14 protein-coding genes are annotated in these 15,713 nt (G+C 61.5%); all 14 read right to left on the bottom strand.

The genetic code is table 11. The annotated features are described in order from the left end of the window. Positions 1-9: 9 nt before the first annotated feature. From ftsA to mraZ, 14 genes are read right to left on the bottom strand one after another with little or no spacing between them, the layout of a single operon-like run. Positions 10-1,269, bottom strand: coding sequence for a cell division protein FtsA (gene ftsA, locus D882_RS0107705; RefSeq protein WP_027922695.1), 1,260 nt, complete (start codon positions 1,267-1,269; stop codon positions 10-12). Between the two features lie 15 nt (positions 1,270-1,284). After that, the gene (locus D882_RS0107700; protein WP_027922694.1) at positions 1,285-2,154 is read right to left on the bottom strand and encodes a cell division protein FtsQ/DivIB; all 870 of its coding nucleotides are present in this window, start codon (positions 2,152-2,154) and stop codon (positions 1,285-1,287) included. Positions 2,155-2,158: 4 nt separating this feature from the next. Continuing rightward, positions 2,159-3,127: a D-alanine--D-alanine ligase gene (locus tag D882_RS0107695; protein WP_027922693.1), complete on the bottom strand. Its 969-nt coding sequence runs from the start codon at positions 3,125-3,127 to the stop codon at positions 2,159-2,161. Beyond that, complete coding sequence (gene murC / locus D882_RS0107690) at positions 3,124-4,584, bottom strand: UDP-N-acetylmuramate--L-alanine ligase (protein WP_027922692.1); 1,461 nt, start codon at positions 4,582-4,584, stop codon at positions 3,124-3,126. Before murC ends, D882_RS0107695 begins: the two co-directional genes overlap by 4 nt. Further along, positions 4,577-5,647 (bottom strand): undecaprenyldiphospho-muramoylpentapeptide beta-N-acetylglucosaminyltransferase, encoded by a 1,071-nt coding sequence (gene murG / locus D882_RS0107685; RefSeq protein WP_027922691.1) that lies wholly within the window; start codon positions 5,645-5,647, stop codon positions 4,577-4,579. Before murG ends, murC begins: the two co-directional genes overlap by 8 nt. Continuing rightward, complete coding sequence (gene ftsW / locus D882_RS0107680) at positions 5,637-6,854, bottom strand: putative lipid II flippase FtsW (RefSeq protein WP_027922690.1); 1,218 nt, start codon at positions 6,852-6,854, stop codon at positions 5,637-5,639. The genes murG and ftsW overlap by 11 nt, the downstream gene beginning before the upstream one ends. Next, positions 6,851-8,197 (bottom strand): UDP-N-acetylmuramoyl-L-alanine--D-glutamate ligase, encoded by a 1,347-nt coding sequence (gene murD / locus D882_RS0107675; RefSeq protein ID WP_027922689.1) that lies wholly within the window; start codon positions 8,195-8,197, stop codon positions 6,851-6,853. Before murD ends, ftsW begins: the two co-directional genes overlap by 4 nt. 6 nt (positions 8,198-8,203) lie before the next feature. After that, complete coding sequence (gene mraY, locus D882_RS0107670; protein WP_027922688.1) at positions 8,204-9,286, bottom strand: phospho-N-acetylmuramoyl-pentapeptide-transferase; 1,083 nt, start codon at positions 9,284-9,286, stop codon at positions 8,204-8,206. Then, a complete protein-coding gene (gene murF / locus D882_RS0107665) occupies positions 9,286-10,653 on the bottom strand; it encodes a UDP-N-acetylmuramoyl-tripeptide--D-alanyl-D-alanine ligase (RefSeq protein WP_027922687.1) in 1,368 nt (455 codons plus the stop codon). The genes mraY and murF overlap by 1 nt, the downstream gene beginning before the upstream one ends. Next, entirely contained in the window at positions 10,646-12,109 is a 1,464-nt protein-coding gene (locus D882_RS0107660; RefSeq protein ID WP_027922686.1) for a UDP-N-acetylmuramoyl-L-alanyl-D-glutamate--2,6-diaminopimelate ligase, read from the bottom strand. Before D882_RS0107660 ends, murF begins: the two co-directional genes overlap by 8 nt. Beyond that, on the bottom strand, positions 12,109-13,848 hold the full coding sequence (locus tag D882_RS0107655; RefSeq protein WP_172825972.1) for a penicillin-binding protein 2: 1,740 nt from the start codon (positions 13,846-13,848) through the stop codon (positions 12,109-12,111). Before D882_RS0107655 ends, D882_RS0107660 begins: the two co-directional genes overlap by 1 nt. Continuing rightward, positions 13,848-14,141, bottom strand: a complete 294-nt coding sequence (gene ftsL, locus D882_RS0107650) for a cell division protein FtsL (protein ID WP_027922684.1) — start codon at positions 14,139-14,141, stop codon at positions 13,848-13,850. The genes D882_RS0107655 and ftsL overlap by 1 nt, the downstream gene beginning before the upstream one ends. Beyond that, entirely contained in the window at positions 14,138-15,085 is a 948-nt protein-coding gene (gene rsmH / locus D882_RS0107645) for a 16S rRNA (cytosine(1402)-N(4))-methyltransferase RsmH (RefSeq protein ID WP_027922683.1), read from the bottom strand. The genes ftsL and rsmH overlap by 4 nt, the downstream gene beginning before the upstream one ends. Then, entirely contained in the window at positions 15,082-15,537 is a 456-nt protein-coding gene (mraZ, locus tag D882_RS0107640; protein WP_008147486.1) for a division/cell wall cluster transcriptional repressor MraZ, read from the bottom strand. The genes rsmH and mraZ overlap by 4 nt, the downstream gene beginning before the upstream one ends. Between the last annotated feature and the right edge of the window lie 176 nt (positions 15,538-15,713).

The raw sequence follows: 15,713 nt of genomic DNA, 5'->3' as shown, positions 1-15,713 counted from the left end.
GATAAATCTTTAGAAGTTGCCTTGTACCCAGCTCTTGATGCGATCGAGCAAGGCGGCTTTCGGTTCTTCATTGCTGTAGCTGTCACGGCTGCTGATGCCCGAGAACGAAATCCCGTCGGACTGCTTTTGCAGGCCGTACATCAACAGGCCAACGCCGGTGGAATAAATCGGGTTGCGGACCACGTCGTCCAGGCCCTTGACGCCATGCGGCACGCCCAGGCGGACCGGCATGTGGAAAATCTCTTCAGCCAGCTCGGTGGCGCCTTCCATCTTCGACGTACCGCCGGTCAGCACGATGCCGGCCGGGATCAGGTCTTCGTAGCCGCTGCGACGCAGTTCAGCCTGGATCAGCGTGAACAGCTCGTCGTAACGCGGCTCGACCACTTCGGCCAGGGCCTGACGGGACAGCTCGCGTGGAGGACGGTCGCCAACGCTTGGGACCTTGATGGTTTCACCGGCACCGGCCAGCTTGGCCAGGGCGCAGGCGTAGCGAATCTTGATTTCTTCGGCGTACTGGGTCGGGGTGCGCAACGCCATGGCGATGTCGTTGGTCACCTGATCACCCGCAATCGGGATCACCGCAGTGTGGCGGATTGCGCCTTCGGTGAAGATGGCGATGTCGGTGGTGCCGCCGCCGATGTCCACCAGGCACACGCCCAGCTCTTTCTCGTCGTCGGTCAGCACCGAGTAGGCCGAGGCCAGTTGCTCAAGAATGATGTCGTCGATTTCCAGACCGCAGCGACGCACGCATTTTTCAATGTTCTGTGCGGCGTTGACGGCGCAGGTGACCACATGGACCTTGGCTTCCAGACGCACGCCGGACATGCCCAGTGGCTCGCGAACGCCTTCCTGGTTATCGATCACGTAATCCTGCGGCAGGGTGTGCAGCACGCGCTGGTCAGCCGGGATCGCCACAGCCTGGGCAGCGTCGAGAACGCGCTCAAGGTCGGCCGAGCTGACTTCGCGATCACGAATCGCCACGATGCCGTGGGAGTTCAGGCTGCGGATGTGATTGCCGGCCACGCCGACAAACGCCGAGTGAATGCGGCAACCGGCCATCAGCTGCGCTTCTTCGATGGCGCGCTGGATCGACTGAACGGTGGACTCGATGTTCACCACCACGCCTTTCTTCAGGCCACGGGACGGATGGGTACCAATCCCGACGATTTCCAGCGTGCCGTCGTCCGAAACCTCGCCGACCAGCGCCACCACCTTGGAGGTGCCGATATCGAGACCGACGATCATTTTGCCGCTTTGCACGTTTGCCATGGGTCCTGCCTCTTCTTAATTCTTCGCGACAGCGGGTTGGGCTGTCGTGGGCGCTACAGGTTCCCGCCAGCCAACAGCGAGGCCGTTGGCGTAGCGCAGATCGATGCGCGCAATGTTCGTAATCTGTTCTTTGAGCGTCTTGTCATAGATGGCAATGAAACGGCGCATCTTCTCCACCAGGTTGCCGCGCCCCAGCAGCAGTTCGATCCCCGGGCCGGCACTGCCGGCGCCGGTGGTCAGGAACCAGCTGCCGCGTTCACGCAACTCCAGGCGTGCAATCGAGAAGCCCAGCGGCCTGAGCATCTGGCTCAGCACCTGGTATTGCTGCATGACCTGCTGTTGAGCCCGTTGTGGGCCGAACAGCTGCGGCAAATGTTCGTAGTTCGCCAGTTCACGCGGGGTGAACGCCTGGCCCTGGTTGTTCAACAGCGACTCATCGCCCCAACGGGCCACCGGCAGTTGTTCTTCCAGGCGGATCACCACCTGATCCGGCCACACCCGACGCACTTCGGCGTGAGCAATCCACGGCATCGTCTCAAGCTCGGTGCGCATGCTTTCCAGGTCGATGGTGAAGAAGCTCGACGCCACGTACGGGGCGATCCGCTGCTGCACGGCTTGCTGGCTGATGTAACTCAAATCACCCTGCACGTTGATCTTGGTGATCGGCCGGTCGGCGTACGGCAGCAAACGCTGTGCGCCTTCGTAAGTGCCAAACCCCAGTGCAACCAACAGCACTGGCCAGAACAACGCTTTGAGAAAACCAAAATTGGCTTTCGGCAGGCGCATCGACATCGGCTCTTTGGCCACCATTCGGCTGGCACCCCGTGGCACCGGCTTGCGGCCGGGTGCTGGGGGTGGCTGATGTCTTAGCTGCGCGCCTTGCATGGTCTTACCCTCGCGGCTCGTTATTGCCGGCAATGCTGGCGGCCAAAATCGCCAGAACCAGTTGCTGGAAATCCAGACCGGCGGCACGGGCCGCCATCGGCACCAGGCTGTGATCGGTCATGCCCGGCGCGGTGTTCACTTCCAGGAACCAGAACTGCCCGTCAGCGTCCTGCATCACGTCTGCCCTGCCCCAACCGGCGATACCCAGCGCCTCGCAGGCTTTCGCCGTGAGGTCCATGAGTTCCTTTTCCTTGGTACTGTCGAGCCCGCATGGAATGCGGTACTGGGTATCGTTGGCGATGTACTTGGCGTCGTAGTCGTAGAAGCTGTGCGTCGTGCCCAGGGCAATCGGAGGCAACACCTGGTCACGCAGGGTGGCGATGGTGAACTCCGGACCGTGAATCCATTGCTCGACCAACACTTGCGAATCGTAGGTACTGGCCGCTTTCCAGGCGTCGATCAACTCGGACGCAGAACTCACTTTGGCCATACCGATACTTGAACCTTCATGCGCCGGTTTGACGATCAAAGGGAAGCCCAGTTCCGTCGCTGCCGAAATACAATCGGCCTCGCTGCTCAACACGGCATGGCGCGGCGTCGGAATACCCAGGCTGTGCCAGACCTGCTTGGTGCGCAGTTTGTCCATGGCCAGTGCCGAAGCCAGAATGCCGCTGCCGGTGTACGGAATGCCCAGGCATTCGAGCAGGCCCTGCATGCTGCCGTCTTCACCGCCACGACCGTGAAGAATGATGAAGGCGCGGTCGATTTTTTCGTTGAGCAAACGCTGCAACAGGTCATCGCCGACGTCGAGGCCGAACGCATCCACACCAGCACTTTGCAGTGCAGCGAGGACCGCGTTACCGGACTTCAGCGAAACCTCACGCTCGGCACTCTTGCCGCCGAACAGCACGGCGACGCGGCCGAAGTCTTTCGGCGCAACGGTGGAGACGAGATTGGCGTAAGCAGCAGTCATTTCAACTTCCCCACGGCAGGTGCAGCAACGGCACCCGCGAACAACGGACTGTTCAACAGTTTTGGTGCGAGACCGCCGATATCACCGGCGCCCTGGCACAACAGGATGTCGCCGGCACGCAGCAGCGGCTTGACCAGCGGCGCGAGGTCGACACCACGCTCGATGTAGATCGGGTCCAGCTGACCGCGCTGACGGATGCTGTTGCACAACTTGCGGCTGTCAGCGCCCGGGATCGGCTCTTCGCCGGCCGGATACACTTCCATCAGCAGCAGGACGTTGGCGTCGGCCAGTACATTGACGAAATCGTCGTACAGGTCGCGGGTGCGGCTGTAACGGTGCGGCTGGTAAACCATCACCAGGCGGCGCTCCGGCCATCCACCGCGTACGGCCTTGATCACGGCGGCAACTTCGGTCGGGTGGTGACCGTAGTCGTCGACCAGCATCACGTTGCCGCCTTCGACCGGCAGTTCGCCGTAGACCTGGAAGCGTCGGCCGACACCCTGGAACCCGGACAGGCCCTGGACGATGGCTTCATCGCTGACGCCCTCGTCAGAGGCGATGCAGATGGTCGCCAGCGCGTTCAATACGTTGTGGTTGCCCGGCATGTTCACCGAGACATCCAGCGGCTCGCGTTCAGGGCGCAGCACGGTGAAGAAGGTCTGCATGCCCTGCTGACGCACATTGATCGCGCGCACGTCGCAGTCATCGCCGAAGCCGTAAGTGACGGTCGGGCGCTTGACCAGCGGGAGGATTTCACGCACCACCGGATCGTCCAGGCACACCACGGCCAAACCGTAGAACGGCAGGTTGTGGAGGAACTCGACGAAGGTTTTCTTCAGTTTGTTGAAGTCACCGTCGTAGGTCGCCATGTGGTCGGCGTCGATGTTGGTGACCACGGCCACCAGCGGCTGCAAGTGCAGGAAACTGGCGTCGCTTTCGTCGGCTTCGGCGATCAGGTAACGGCTGGTGCCGAGCTGGGCATTGGTGCCCGCGGCATTCAGGCGGCCACCGATGACGAACGTCGGGTCCAGGCCACCGGCCGCGAACACCGAAGCGATCAGGCTGGTGGTGGTGGTTTTGCCGTGGGTACCGGCGACGGCGATACCGTGGCGGTAACGCATCAGCTCGGCCAGCATCTCGGCGCGCGGCACCACCGGGATACGGCGTTCCAGCGCAGTCGCGACTTCCGGGTTGGAGGTGTTGACGGCACTCGACACCACCAGCACATCGGCAGCCGCGGCGTTTTCGGCGCGGTGGCCGATAAAGATATGCGCGCCGAAAGATTCCAGGCGCTCGGTAACCGGCGAGGCTTTCAGGTCGGAACCGGACACTTCATAGCCCAGGTTCAACAACACTTCGGCGATCCCGCACATGCCCACTCCGCCGATGCCGACGAAGTGGATTTTACGGATGCGGCGCATTTCCGGTTGCGGCATGGCTTTCTGATTCTCAACCATGAGCCACCTCCAGGCAGGTATCGACCACGTTACGGGTGGCATCGGGTTTGGCCAGGCGGCGTGCCGCGTTAGCCATATCGTTGAGTCGTTGTGGTTGCATCAGGACCTCTGTCAGGCGAGCGGCAAGATCCGCTGCGCCAGTCGTTCTTTGCGGCATCAGGAAGGCAGCGCCTTCACGGGCCAAATAATCGGCGTTGCGGGTCTGGTGATCGTCGATCGCGTGGGGCAAAGGCACCAGCATCGAGGGCAGACCGGCGGCGGCCAGTTCACTGATGGTCAGCGCGCCTGCGCGGCACACCACCAGGTCGGCCCAGCCATAGGCTTGGGCCATGTCTTTGATGAAAGGCTGCACTTGCGCCTCGACGCCAGCCGCGCGATAGCGCTCTGCAGTCACTTCATCGTGGTTTTTACCGGCCTGATGAAACACTTCCGGACGCAGGTCGGGGGCGACTTGCGACAAGGCTTCAGGCAGCAATTTGTTCAACGGTTCTGCGCCCAGGCTTCCACCCAGGATCAGCAAACGCGCCTTGCGACCGGCCAGGGCTGGTCGCGCCGTTTCGAGGAACAGCTCGGTGCGCACCGGGTTACCGGTGGTCCGACGGCTGTCCGACAGGGTAAAGGTGTCGGGGAACGCTTCACAGACTCGGGCGGCCAACGGCACCAGCAACCGATTGGCGGTACCGGCCACGGCGTTCTGTTCGTGAACGATCACCGGCACACCGGCCAGTTTGGCGGCAACTCCACCAGGGCCGGTCACGTAACCACCGAAGCCGACCACACACACTGGCCGCAGCTGACGAATGATCGCCCGCGCCTGCCAGACGGATTTAAGCAACATGAACGGTGCCTTGAGCAGGGACAATTTGCCCTTGCCGCGCAAGCCACTGGCGTTGATCCGGTGCAGTTCGATCCCGGCCATCGGCACCAGGTCGTTCTCGATGCCGCGCGGCGTCCCGAGCCAATGCACGGTGTAACCGCGGGCCTGGAATTCGCGAGCGCAGGCCAGTGCCGGGAAAACGTGCCCCCCGGTGCCGCCCGCCATGATCAATACGTTAGCGCCCATGGGGTGGCTCCTCGGCGAAGTCACTTTCATGGAACTCCATCTCCTCACTGCCCAGGTGGGTTCGACTCTCCCACTCGATGCGCAGCAACAAGCCGAGACAGGCACCGCAAATCACCAACGAACTGCCGCCGTAACTGAGGAACGGCAGGGTCAGGCCTTTGGTCGGCAGCAGGCCGACGTTCACGCCGATGTTGATCAGGAACTGACCAATCCACAGGAACGACAGACCGTAAGCAATGTAGGCAGCGAAGAACTGCTTGGCCTTCTCGGCCCAATAACCGATGTACATGCCACGAATACAGACAAAGACGAACAGCGCCACGGTGCACAACGAGCCCACGGCCCCCAGCTCTTCAGCCAGCACCGAGAACACGAAGTCGGTGTGGGCTTCTGGCAGGTAGAACTGTTTCTGTACGCTGTTGCCCAGGCCAACGCCCAGCCATTCGCCGCGACCAAACGCGATCAATGCCTGGGACAACTGATAGCCGGCACCAAACTGGTCGGCCCACGGGTCGGCAAAGTTGGTCAGACGCGCCATTCGATACGGCTGCACTTGAATCAACAGCACCACCGCCGCAACGGCCAGGACCACCATCAAGGAAAACCGGAACAGCCCGACCCCGCCCAGGAACAGCATCGCCGCCGCCGCCCCCATCATCACGACGGTGGCACCGAAGTCCGGTTCCATCAGCAGCAGACCGGCCATTGGCAGCAACACGATGAATGGCTTGAAGAAACCCATCCAGCTTTCGCGCACTTCTTTCTGGCGACGCACCAGATAGCCAGCGAGGTAGATCACCACGAACACCTTGGCGATTTCGGAAGGCTGAACGTTGAAGAAGCTGAAACCGATCCAGCGCATCGAACCGTTCACTTCACGGCCGATCCCGGGAATGATCACCATCACCAGCAAACCGAATGCACCCAGCAGCATCAGCCAGCCCAGGCGTTGCCAGGTGGCGATCGGGATCATCATGGTGATGACGCAGGCACCCAGGCCCAGAACAATGTAGATAAGGTGGCGAATCATGTAATACAGGGCACTGCCCGATTGCACTGCGGCAACTTCGGTCGAGGCCGATGCAATCATGACCAGCCCCAGGCCGATCAAGGCCAGGCAACCGGCGAGCATCGGGAAGTCGAGGTCGACCCCGCGCCCGGTGATGATCGGCGACGGATAAGGCTTGATGATGTTTCTCAGGCTCATGCCAGTTCCTCCACGGCTTGGACGAACTGATGACCACGGTCTTCGTAGTTCTTGAACATGTCGAAACTGGCGCAGGCCGGTGACAGCAGCACCACGTCACCGGGGTGGGCTGCCGCGCGGCATTGCTCCACGGCTTCGACCAGCGAACCGACACGAATCAGCGGCACGGCATCGCCGATGGCCTGGCCGATCTTGTCGGAGTCACGGCCCATCAGGATCACAGCGCGGCAGTTGGCAGCCACCGGATCACGCAGGTCATTGAACTCGGCACCCTTGCCGTCGCCACCGGCGATCAGCACGATCTTGCCGTCGATGTCCGCGCCCAAACCTTCGATGGCCGCCAGCGCGGCCCCCACGTTGGTGGCTTTGGAATCGTTGTAGTAGCTGACGCCGTCCAGATCACGCACCCACTGGCAGCGATGCTCGAGGCCGGCAAAGCTGCGCAGGGCCGTGAGCATGGCGTCGAATGGCAGACCGACGGCATGGCCCAGGGCCAATGCCGCCAGGGCGTTGGACTGGTTGTGGGCGCCACGAATTTTCAACTCGCGCACCGGCATCAGGTTCTGGAATTCGAAGGCCAGGTACTTCTCGCCGTCTTCTTCGCGGATACCGAACGCCTTGAAATCAGGTTTGCTCAAACCGAAGGTCCAGCAAGGCTGGCCCTCGCCCATCAGCGGACGGCTCAGGGCGTCCTGACGGTTGACCACAAACTGTCTGGCGCCACGGAAAATCCGGTGCTTGGCCAGGTGATAGGCCGGCAGACCGCTGTAACGGTCCATGTGGTCTTCGCTGACGTTGAGCACGGTCGCCACTTCGGCGTTCAGTTGATCGGTGGTTTCCAGCTGGAAGCTCGACAGCTCCATCACGTACAGCTCGATGTCATCGTCAAGCAGGTCCAGCGCTGGCGTACCGAGGTTGCCGCCGACCGCCACACGCTTGCCCGCCGCGACGGCCATCTCGCCAACCAGAGTGGTGACGGTGCTTTTCGCATTGGAACCGCTGATGGCGACAATCGGCGCCTTCGCGTTACGCGCGAACAGCTCGATGTCACCGGACAATTTCACGCCACGGGCGGCGGCAGCCTGCAGGGCCGGGGTCGCCAGCGCCAGGCCGGGGCTCACGTAGAGCTCGTCGGCACGGCACAGGAACTCGACGTCCAGCTCGCCACAACGCACTTCCACGTGCGGATAGTCACGCTTGAGCGTGGCCAGTTCCGGTGGATTTTCCCGCGTATCGGCCACAGCAAACGACGTGCCCCGGTTCGCCAGGAAGCGAACCAGGGACATGCCGCTCTTGCCGAGGCCGACAACGATGCGGAAGTGGTCAGAAGCGATCAGAGACACGAGTTTCTACCTCAGCTTCAGGGTGGCAAGGCCGACCAGCACGAGAATCACGGTGATGATCCAGAAACGGACGATCACGCGTGGCTCAGGCCAGCCCTTGAGTTCAAAGTGGTGGTGAATCGGTGCCATGCGGAACACGCGGCGACCGGTCATCTTGAAAGAAGCAACCTGGATGACCACCGACAGGGTCTCCATCACGAACACACCGCCCATGATGAACAGGACGATTTCCTGACGGACGATCACCGCGATGGTGCCCAGCGCGGCGCCCAGCGCCAGTGCGCCGACGTCGCCCATGAACACTTGAGCCGGATAGGTGTTGAACCAGAGGAACCCGAGGCCCGCCCCGATCAGCGCACCGCAGAACACGATCAGTTCACCCGCGCCCGGTACATAAGGAATCAGCAGGTATTCAGCGAATTTCACGTTACCCGACAGGTAGCAGAAGATCCCCAGACCGCCGCCGACCATCACGGTCGGCATGATCGCCAGGCCATCGAGGCCGTCAGTCAGGTTGACCGCGTTGCTCGAGCCAACGATCACGAAGTAGGTCAGGACGATGAAGCCTGCGCCCAGCGGAATGCTGTAATCCTTGAGCATCGGCAAAATCAGGGTGGTTTCTACCGGGGTGGCCGCGGTCATATAAAGGAAGACCGCAGCGCCCAGACCGAACACCGACTGCCAGAAGTACTTCCAGCGACTCGGCAAGCCACGGGAGTTCTTCTCGATCACTTTGCGGTAATCGTCGACCCAGCCGATGGCACCGAACAGCAACGTCACCAGCAGCACGGTCCAGACATAACGGTTGCTCAGATCAGCCCAGAGCAGGGTGCTGACACCGATGGACGACAGAATCAACGCGCCGCCCATGGTCGGCGTACCCGACTTGGACAAGTGCGACTGTGGACCGTCGTTGCGAACGGATTGGCCGATCTGACGGTTCTGCAGGGTGCGGATCATCCACGGGCCATAGCACAGCGACAAGACCAGCGCGGTCAGCACACCGAGAATCCCGCGCAGGGTCAGGTACTGGAAGACCGCGAAGCCTTTGTAGAACTGTTGCAGATACTCCGCTAGCAGCAGCAGCATTAATGTTTCTCCAGACTGGACCCGCACAAAGCGGCGACGATGTTTTCCATCGCAGCGCTGCGCGAACCCTTGATCAAAATGGTGGTATTGGTGTCTTGCTCGGCGCCCAGCGCCTTGATCAGTTCAGCCTGAGTGCTGAAGTGAAAGGCCTGTGGACCGAAAGCGTTTACGGCGTGAACCATCATGGGTCCGACGGCATACAGCGCAGATACTTTGCCGCGGGCGTATTCGCCCACATCGCGGTGCCCCTGCTCCGCCCAATCGCCCAACTCGCCGATATCCCCGAGCACCAGAACGGTGCGACCGGAAAAGCCGGCGAGTATATCAACGGCAGCGCACATGGAGGTCGGGTTTGCGTTGTACGTGTCATCAATCACGCGCATGCCGTTGGTGGCCAATTGCGCGACAGAGCGGCCCTTGACCGGTTGCACGGCGGCCAGGCCGGTGGCAATGCCGAACAGCGACACGCCCAAGGCATGAGCGGCTGCGGCAGCGGCCATGGCGTTGGCGACGTTATGCGTGCCGAGCAGGTTCAATTGAACACGCTCCACACCGTCAGGCGTGTGCAGGTTGAACGCCGGGCAACCACGAGCGTCGCGGTCCAGGTCGCTGGCATAGAAGTCGGCGCTGAGGTTGCTCAGGGCGAACGTCAGCACTTTGCGACCGGCAGCGCGGGTCTTCCAGATTTCAAAAGCCTTGTCGTCGAGATTAAGAACGGCGATGCCATCGGCCTCAAGCCCTTCGATAATTTCGCCTTTGGCTTCAACGATTTTTTCCGGCCCGCCAAACTCGCCAACGTGGGCAGTCCCGGCGTTGTTGAGGATGGCCACGTGGGGTTTGGTCATGCCCACGGTGTAGGCAATTTCGCCAAGGCGCGAAGCACCGAGTTCGATCACGGCGGCGGTGTGTTCCGGCGCGAGTTCGAGCAAGGTCAGCGGCACGCCGAGGTCGTTGTTCAGGTTGCCACGGGTCGCCAGTACCGGACCGCGCGTGCGCAGGATGCTCGCAAGCATCTCCTTGACCGTGGTCTTGCCGCTGGAACCGGTGATGGCTGCAACCGGGTGGGTGAACGCGGCACGGTTCAATGCGCCCAGTTGACCGAGCGCTTGACGAGTGTCCTTGACCAGCAGTTGTGGCAACGCGCTGTCGGCGACTTCACGCTCGACCAGCGCCGCTACGGCACCTTTTTCGGCCACGTCGTTCAGGTAGTCATGACCGTCGAAACGCGGGCCGGTCAGGGCAACAAACAGTTGGCCGGGCTTGATCGCGCGACTGTCGATGCTGACGCCATCAAATGTGGCATCGGCATTGAGCAGTTGGCCATTCAATGCGCCGGTCAGCTCGCTCAGTTTCAAGGCTTTAAGCATGGGCCACCTCCCACGCGGTCAGGGCATGATCGGCCTCGACCAGATCGGAAAAATCGTGACGCTCGCCGTTGATTTCCTGATAGTCCTCGTGACCTTTGCCGGCCAGGACAATCACGTCATCCGCCGAAGCGCTGGCGATCAATTGGGCAATCGCCTGGCCACGACCGGCCACGAACGTCACTTTATCCACAGCCGTGAAGCCGGCGCGGATGTCATCGAAGATCACTGACGGGTCTTCGGTGCGAGGGTTGTCATCGGTGACCAGTACGCCGTCGGCCAGACGCTCGACCACTTCGGCCATCAGCGGACGCTTGCCGCGATCACGATCACCGCCGCAACCGAACAGGCACAGCAAGCGACCCTTGGCGTGTGGACGCAGGGCCATCAGGACTTTTTCCAGCGCATCCGGGGTGTGGGCGTAATCGACCACCACCAATGGCTGAGTACCGCCACCGAGGCGCTGCATGCGACCGGCCGGGCCTTCGAGCTTCGGCAGGACGCTGAGAATTTCGTCCAGCGCATAATCCAGACCGAGCAAAGCGCCGACGGCGGCCAGCACGTTGCTCAGGTTGAAGCGACCGAGCAAGGTGCTGCGCAAATGGTGCTCGCCCTGCGGCGTCACCAACGTGGCGCGCACACCTTCGTCATCGAATTGCGCTTCACGGCAATACAGGTAGGCGCTGCTGTCTTCGAGGCTGTAGGTGATCAAACGCGACTCACGCTTTTCGGCGGCCAGTTGCCGGCCGAAGTCGTCGTCGAGGTTCACCACCCGGCACTTCAAATCATTCCAGGCAAACAGCCTGGCCTTGGCTTCGCCGTAGGCCTGCATGGTGCCGTGGTAATCAAGGTGATCGCGGGACAGGTTGGTCATCACCGCCACATCAAACGCCAGCGCCGTGACGCGGCCCTGATCCAGCCCGTGGGACGAGACTTCCATGGCGACCGCTTTGGCGCCGGCCTTTTTCAGGTCGGCCAGGGTCGCTTGCACGGCGATTGGATTCGGCGTGGTGTGCAGGCCGCTTTCCAGCGCGCCGTGGAAACCGCAGCCCAACGTGCCGACGATGCCGCAATGTTGGCCAAGCAGATCAAGCGCCTGGGCTACCAATTGGGTCACGCTGGTTTTGCCGTTGGTGCCGGTCACGCCCACCAGGTTCAAATGACGGCTCGGGTCGCCATAAAAGCGCCCGGCGATGTCCGACAGCTGTGCGGCCAGGCCTTTGACCGGAATCATCGGCACGTCGGTGATCGGCAATACGGTCGAGCCTTCGACTTCATACGCCACCGCGGCAGCGCCGCGTTGCAGCGCGTCGGCGATGTGCGCACGACCGTCGAAACGCCCGCCAGGAACAGCGAGAAACAAGTCGCCAGCGCGCACGTTGCGGCTGTCGAGCGCCAATTCGCGGATCAATAGATCGCGGCCAGCGTGGGCGAAAATTTTATTCAGACTTAGAGACATCAGCCGCGCCCTCCATTGGCTTTCAGCGGAACAACGGGAGTCGCGTTCGCGGTTTGTGTCGGCGGCAGGTTGTCCGGCGTGATGTTCATCAGGCGCAGCGTCCCGGACATCACTTTGCTGAACACCGGCGCCGAAACCAGACCACCGAAGTAACCGGCCTTGGTCGGTTCGTCGATCACCACGACGATGGCGTAACGCGGATCGCTCATCGGGCCGAAGCCGGCGAACAGCGAGCGGTAAGAGTTCTCGGCGTAGCCCTTGGTGCCCACCGACGTTTTACGTGCAGTACCCGACTTGCCGGCCACGTGATACGCCGGCACCTGCGCACGGAACACACCACGCGGCGCTTCGATGACCTGGGTCAGCATGCCTTGCATGGTTTTTGCGACGGCTTCCGGCAGCACTTGCGTGGTCTGCGGCGCCTTGTCGGTTTTGATCAGGGTCAGCGGCGCGAGACGACCGTTGTTGGCCAGCGCCGAGAAGGCGTGAACCAGCTGGATCGCCGTCACGGAAATACCGTAGCCATAGGACAGCGTGGCGGTTTCAGCCTTGCGCCATTCACGGTAGTTCGGCAGGTTGCCGACGCGCTCGCCCGGGAAGCCGAGGCCGGTGTCCTGGCCGAGGCCGACTTTTTGCGCCAGACGGAAAATCGTTTCGCCGCCGATATCGAACGCGACCTTACTCATGCCGACGTTACTGGAATTGATCAGAATCCCGGTCAGGTCGAGCACCGGGCCTTCGGTCTTCGAGACGTCCTTGATGGTGTACTTGCCGATCTGCAAGGAGCCTGGGTACACCTCGACGGTGTCGCTTGGTTTCCAGCGGCCGGTCTCGATGGCGGCGCTCATCGAGATCGCTTTCATGGTCGAACCCGGTTCGAACACGTCGATCATCGCGCGATTACGCATCATCGCCGGTTGCAGGTTGCGACGGTTGTTCGGGTTGTAGGTCGGCTGGTTGACCATGGCGAGGATCTCGCCGGTCTTCACGTCCATGATCACCAGGCTGCCGGCCTTGGCGCCATTCTCGATGATCGCGTTACGCAGTTCGCGGTTGGCCAGGTATTGCAGGCGCAGGTCAATGGACAACGCCAAGGGCTTGCCGGCCTTGGCGTTTTTGGTGACCTGGACATCCTTGATCAGCCTTCCGCGCCGGTCCTTGATGACTTGACGCTTGCCAGCGACCCCGGCGAGCCATTCGTCATAAGCCAGTTCGACGCCTTCACGACCGTGGTCATCGATGTCGGTAAATCCGACCATGTGCGCGGTCACTTCACCGGCCGGGTAGAAACGCCGGAACTCTTCAATGCCGTAGACGCCCGGTACTTTCAGGTCGAGCACTGACTGGCCCTGCTCGGGGGTCAGCCCACGCACCAGATAGATGAATTCTTTGTTGGCCTGGGCTTCGAGACGTTCAGCCAGGGCTTTCGGGTCCTGACCCAGCGCTGCCGCCAGTGCCGGCCATTTTTCCTTGGCCGTTTGCATTTCCTTGGCGTTGGCCCACAGCGTGGTGACCGGCGTACTCACGGCCAAAGGCTCGCCGTTACGGTCGGTGATCAGACCACGGTGAGCCGGGATAGGAATATGACGAACACTGCGCGCATCGCCCTGACCTTTAAGAAAGGCACGGTCGATGACTTGCAGGTCGATGATGCGCCAGGAGATCGCCGCAACCATGATGCCGAGCAGCCCCAGCACCACGCGAAAACGCCATGGGAACATTGCCCCTTCGAGTTTCATCATGGCGTCACCATCTGCACTTCAGCGGCGCCAGGAATGCGCATCTTCAGTTGTTCGGTGGCCAGCACTTCGATACGGCTGTGGGCGGTCCAGGTGCTCTGCTCGAGAATCAGGCGGCCCCACTCGGCCTGCGCCTTGTCGCGCACGCTCAGCTCGTTGTACAGCGAGTTCAACAGCTGACGGTTCCAGTGAGCGCTGTACGACACGCCGATCGCCGAAACAAGCACGGCCACAAACAGCAGCAGCATGAAAAAGCTTCCGCCGGGCAGTGGCTTGGCGAAAAGCTTGCTCACCGCAGCTTCTCCGCGACGCGCATGACGGCGCTACGGGAACGTGGGTTGGCTTTGAGTTCGGCCTCGGAGGCGGACTGCGCTTTGCCATGGATTTTGATGATCGGTTCGAAGGCGACGTGACGCACCGGCAGATTGCGCGGCAGGTTGTCGGCTTCACCTTTAACCAGTTTGCGCATGAACAGTTTGACGATGCGGTCTTCCAGCGAGTGGAAGCTGATGACGACCAGGCGGCCGCCGACTTCCAGGCATTCCAGCGCCGCTTCGAGGCCGGCTTCCAGATCGCCCAATTCGTTATTGACGTGAATGCGCAGGCCCTGGAACGCACGGGTCGCCGGGTTCTTGCCCTTTTCCCACGCCGGGTTGGCGACTTTCAGGACTTCGGCCAGGTCGGCGGTGCGCTCGAACGGCTTGATGTCGCGGCGCTCGGCGACGGCACGGGCCATACGACCGGAGAAACGTTCCTCGCCGTACTCTTTGAACACCCGAGCGATTTCTTCGACCGGCGCGGTGTTGACGAACTCGGCAGCGCTGATCCCGCGGGACGGGTCCATGCGCATGTCCAGCGGGCCGTCATTGAGGAAACTGAAGCCGCGCTCAGGGTCGTCGAGCTGCGGCGAAGACACGCCGAGGTCGAGCAAAACGCCGCTGACCTTGCCGGCCAGACCGCGGTCGGCGACTTCCGAACCGAGCTCGGCAAAGCTGCGCTGCACAACGACAAAGCGGCCGTCTTCGGCCGCTAGCGTCTGCCCGGTGGCAATGGCTTGAGGATCCTTGTCAAATCCGAGCAACCGGCCATCAGGCCCCAGCTGACTCAAGATCAGCCGGCTGTGACCGCCGCGCCCGAACGTACCGTCCAGATAGCAGCCATCAGGACGTACGGCGAGAGCCTCGACGGCTTCGTCAAGCAGTACGGTGATGTGGTTAAAGCCGCTATCAATAGTCACAGGATCAAATCACGCAGTTCATCAGGCATGGCGCCCGGTTGTTGAATAGCAGCCAGGTCAGCGGCAGAAACCGCATCCCAGGCATCCTCGTCCCACAATTGGAACTTGTTCAGTTGGCCTACCAACATCGCGCGCTTATCCAACTTGGCATATTCACGAAGACGCGGTGGAACCAGAAAACGACCACTGCCATCGAGCTCGAGGTCGACGGCATTACCAATCAGTAAACGTTGCAGGCGGCGGTTCTCTTCGCGAAGCGAAGGCAGTGCGCGCAGTTTGGTTTCGATAATTTCCCACTCATCGAGGGGGTAAACACACAAACATGGATCAACGGCATCGATTGTGACGATTAACTGACCGGAACTACGCGAAACGAGCTCGTCACGGTACCGGCTCGGCATGGCGAGACGGCCCTTTGCATCGAGACTGATAGCGTTAGCTCCGCGAAACACGTCAGCGTTTCTCCAAATTTTAGCGTTTTACGTTCAAAAAACCCACTTCATGCCACTTTCCGCCACTTGCGCACACTATAGGAATGCGGCCACCGCACCGTCAAGGCGCGGATTAAAGGAAAACCCTTACAGAACTGAGATTTAGGAGCACAGAAGGAGGTGTTACGGGAATCTGA

Origin of the sequence: Pseudomonas sp. URMO17WK12:I12, from assembly GCF_000514395.1 — a bacterium.
GTDB classification, from domain to species: domain Bacteria; phylum Pseudomonadota; class Gammaproteobacteria; order Pseudomonadales; family Pseudomonadaceae; genus Aquipseudomonas; species Aquipseudomonas mucoides.
Note: the sequence above shows the minus strand (reverse complement) of the source record. Positions and strands in the feature narration are given on the sequence as shown.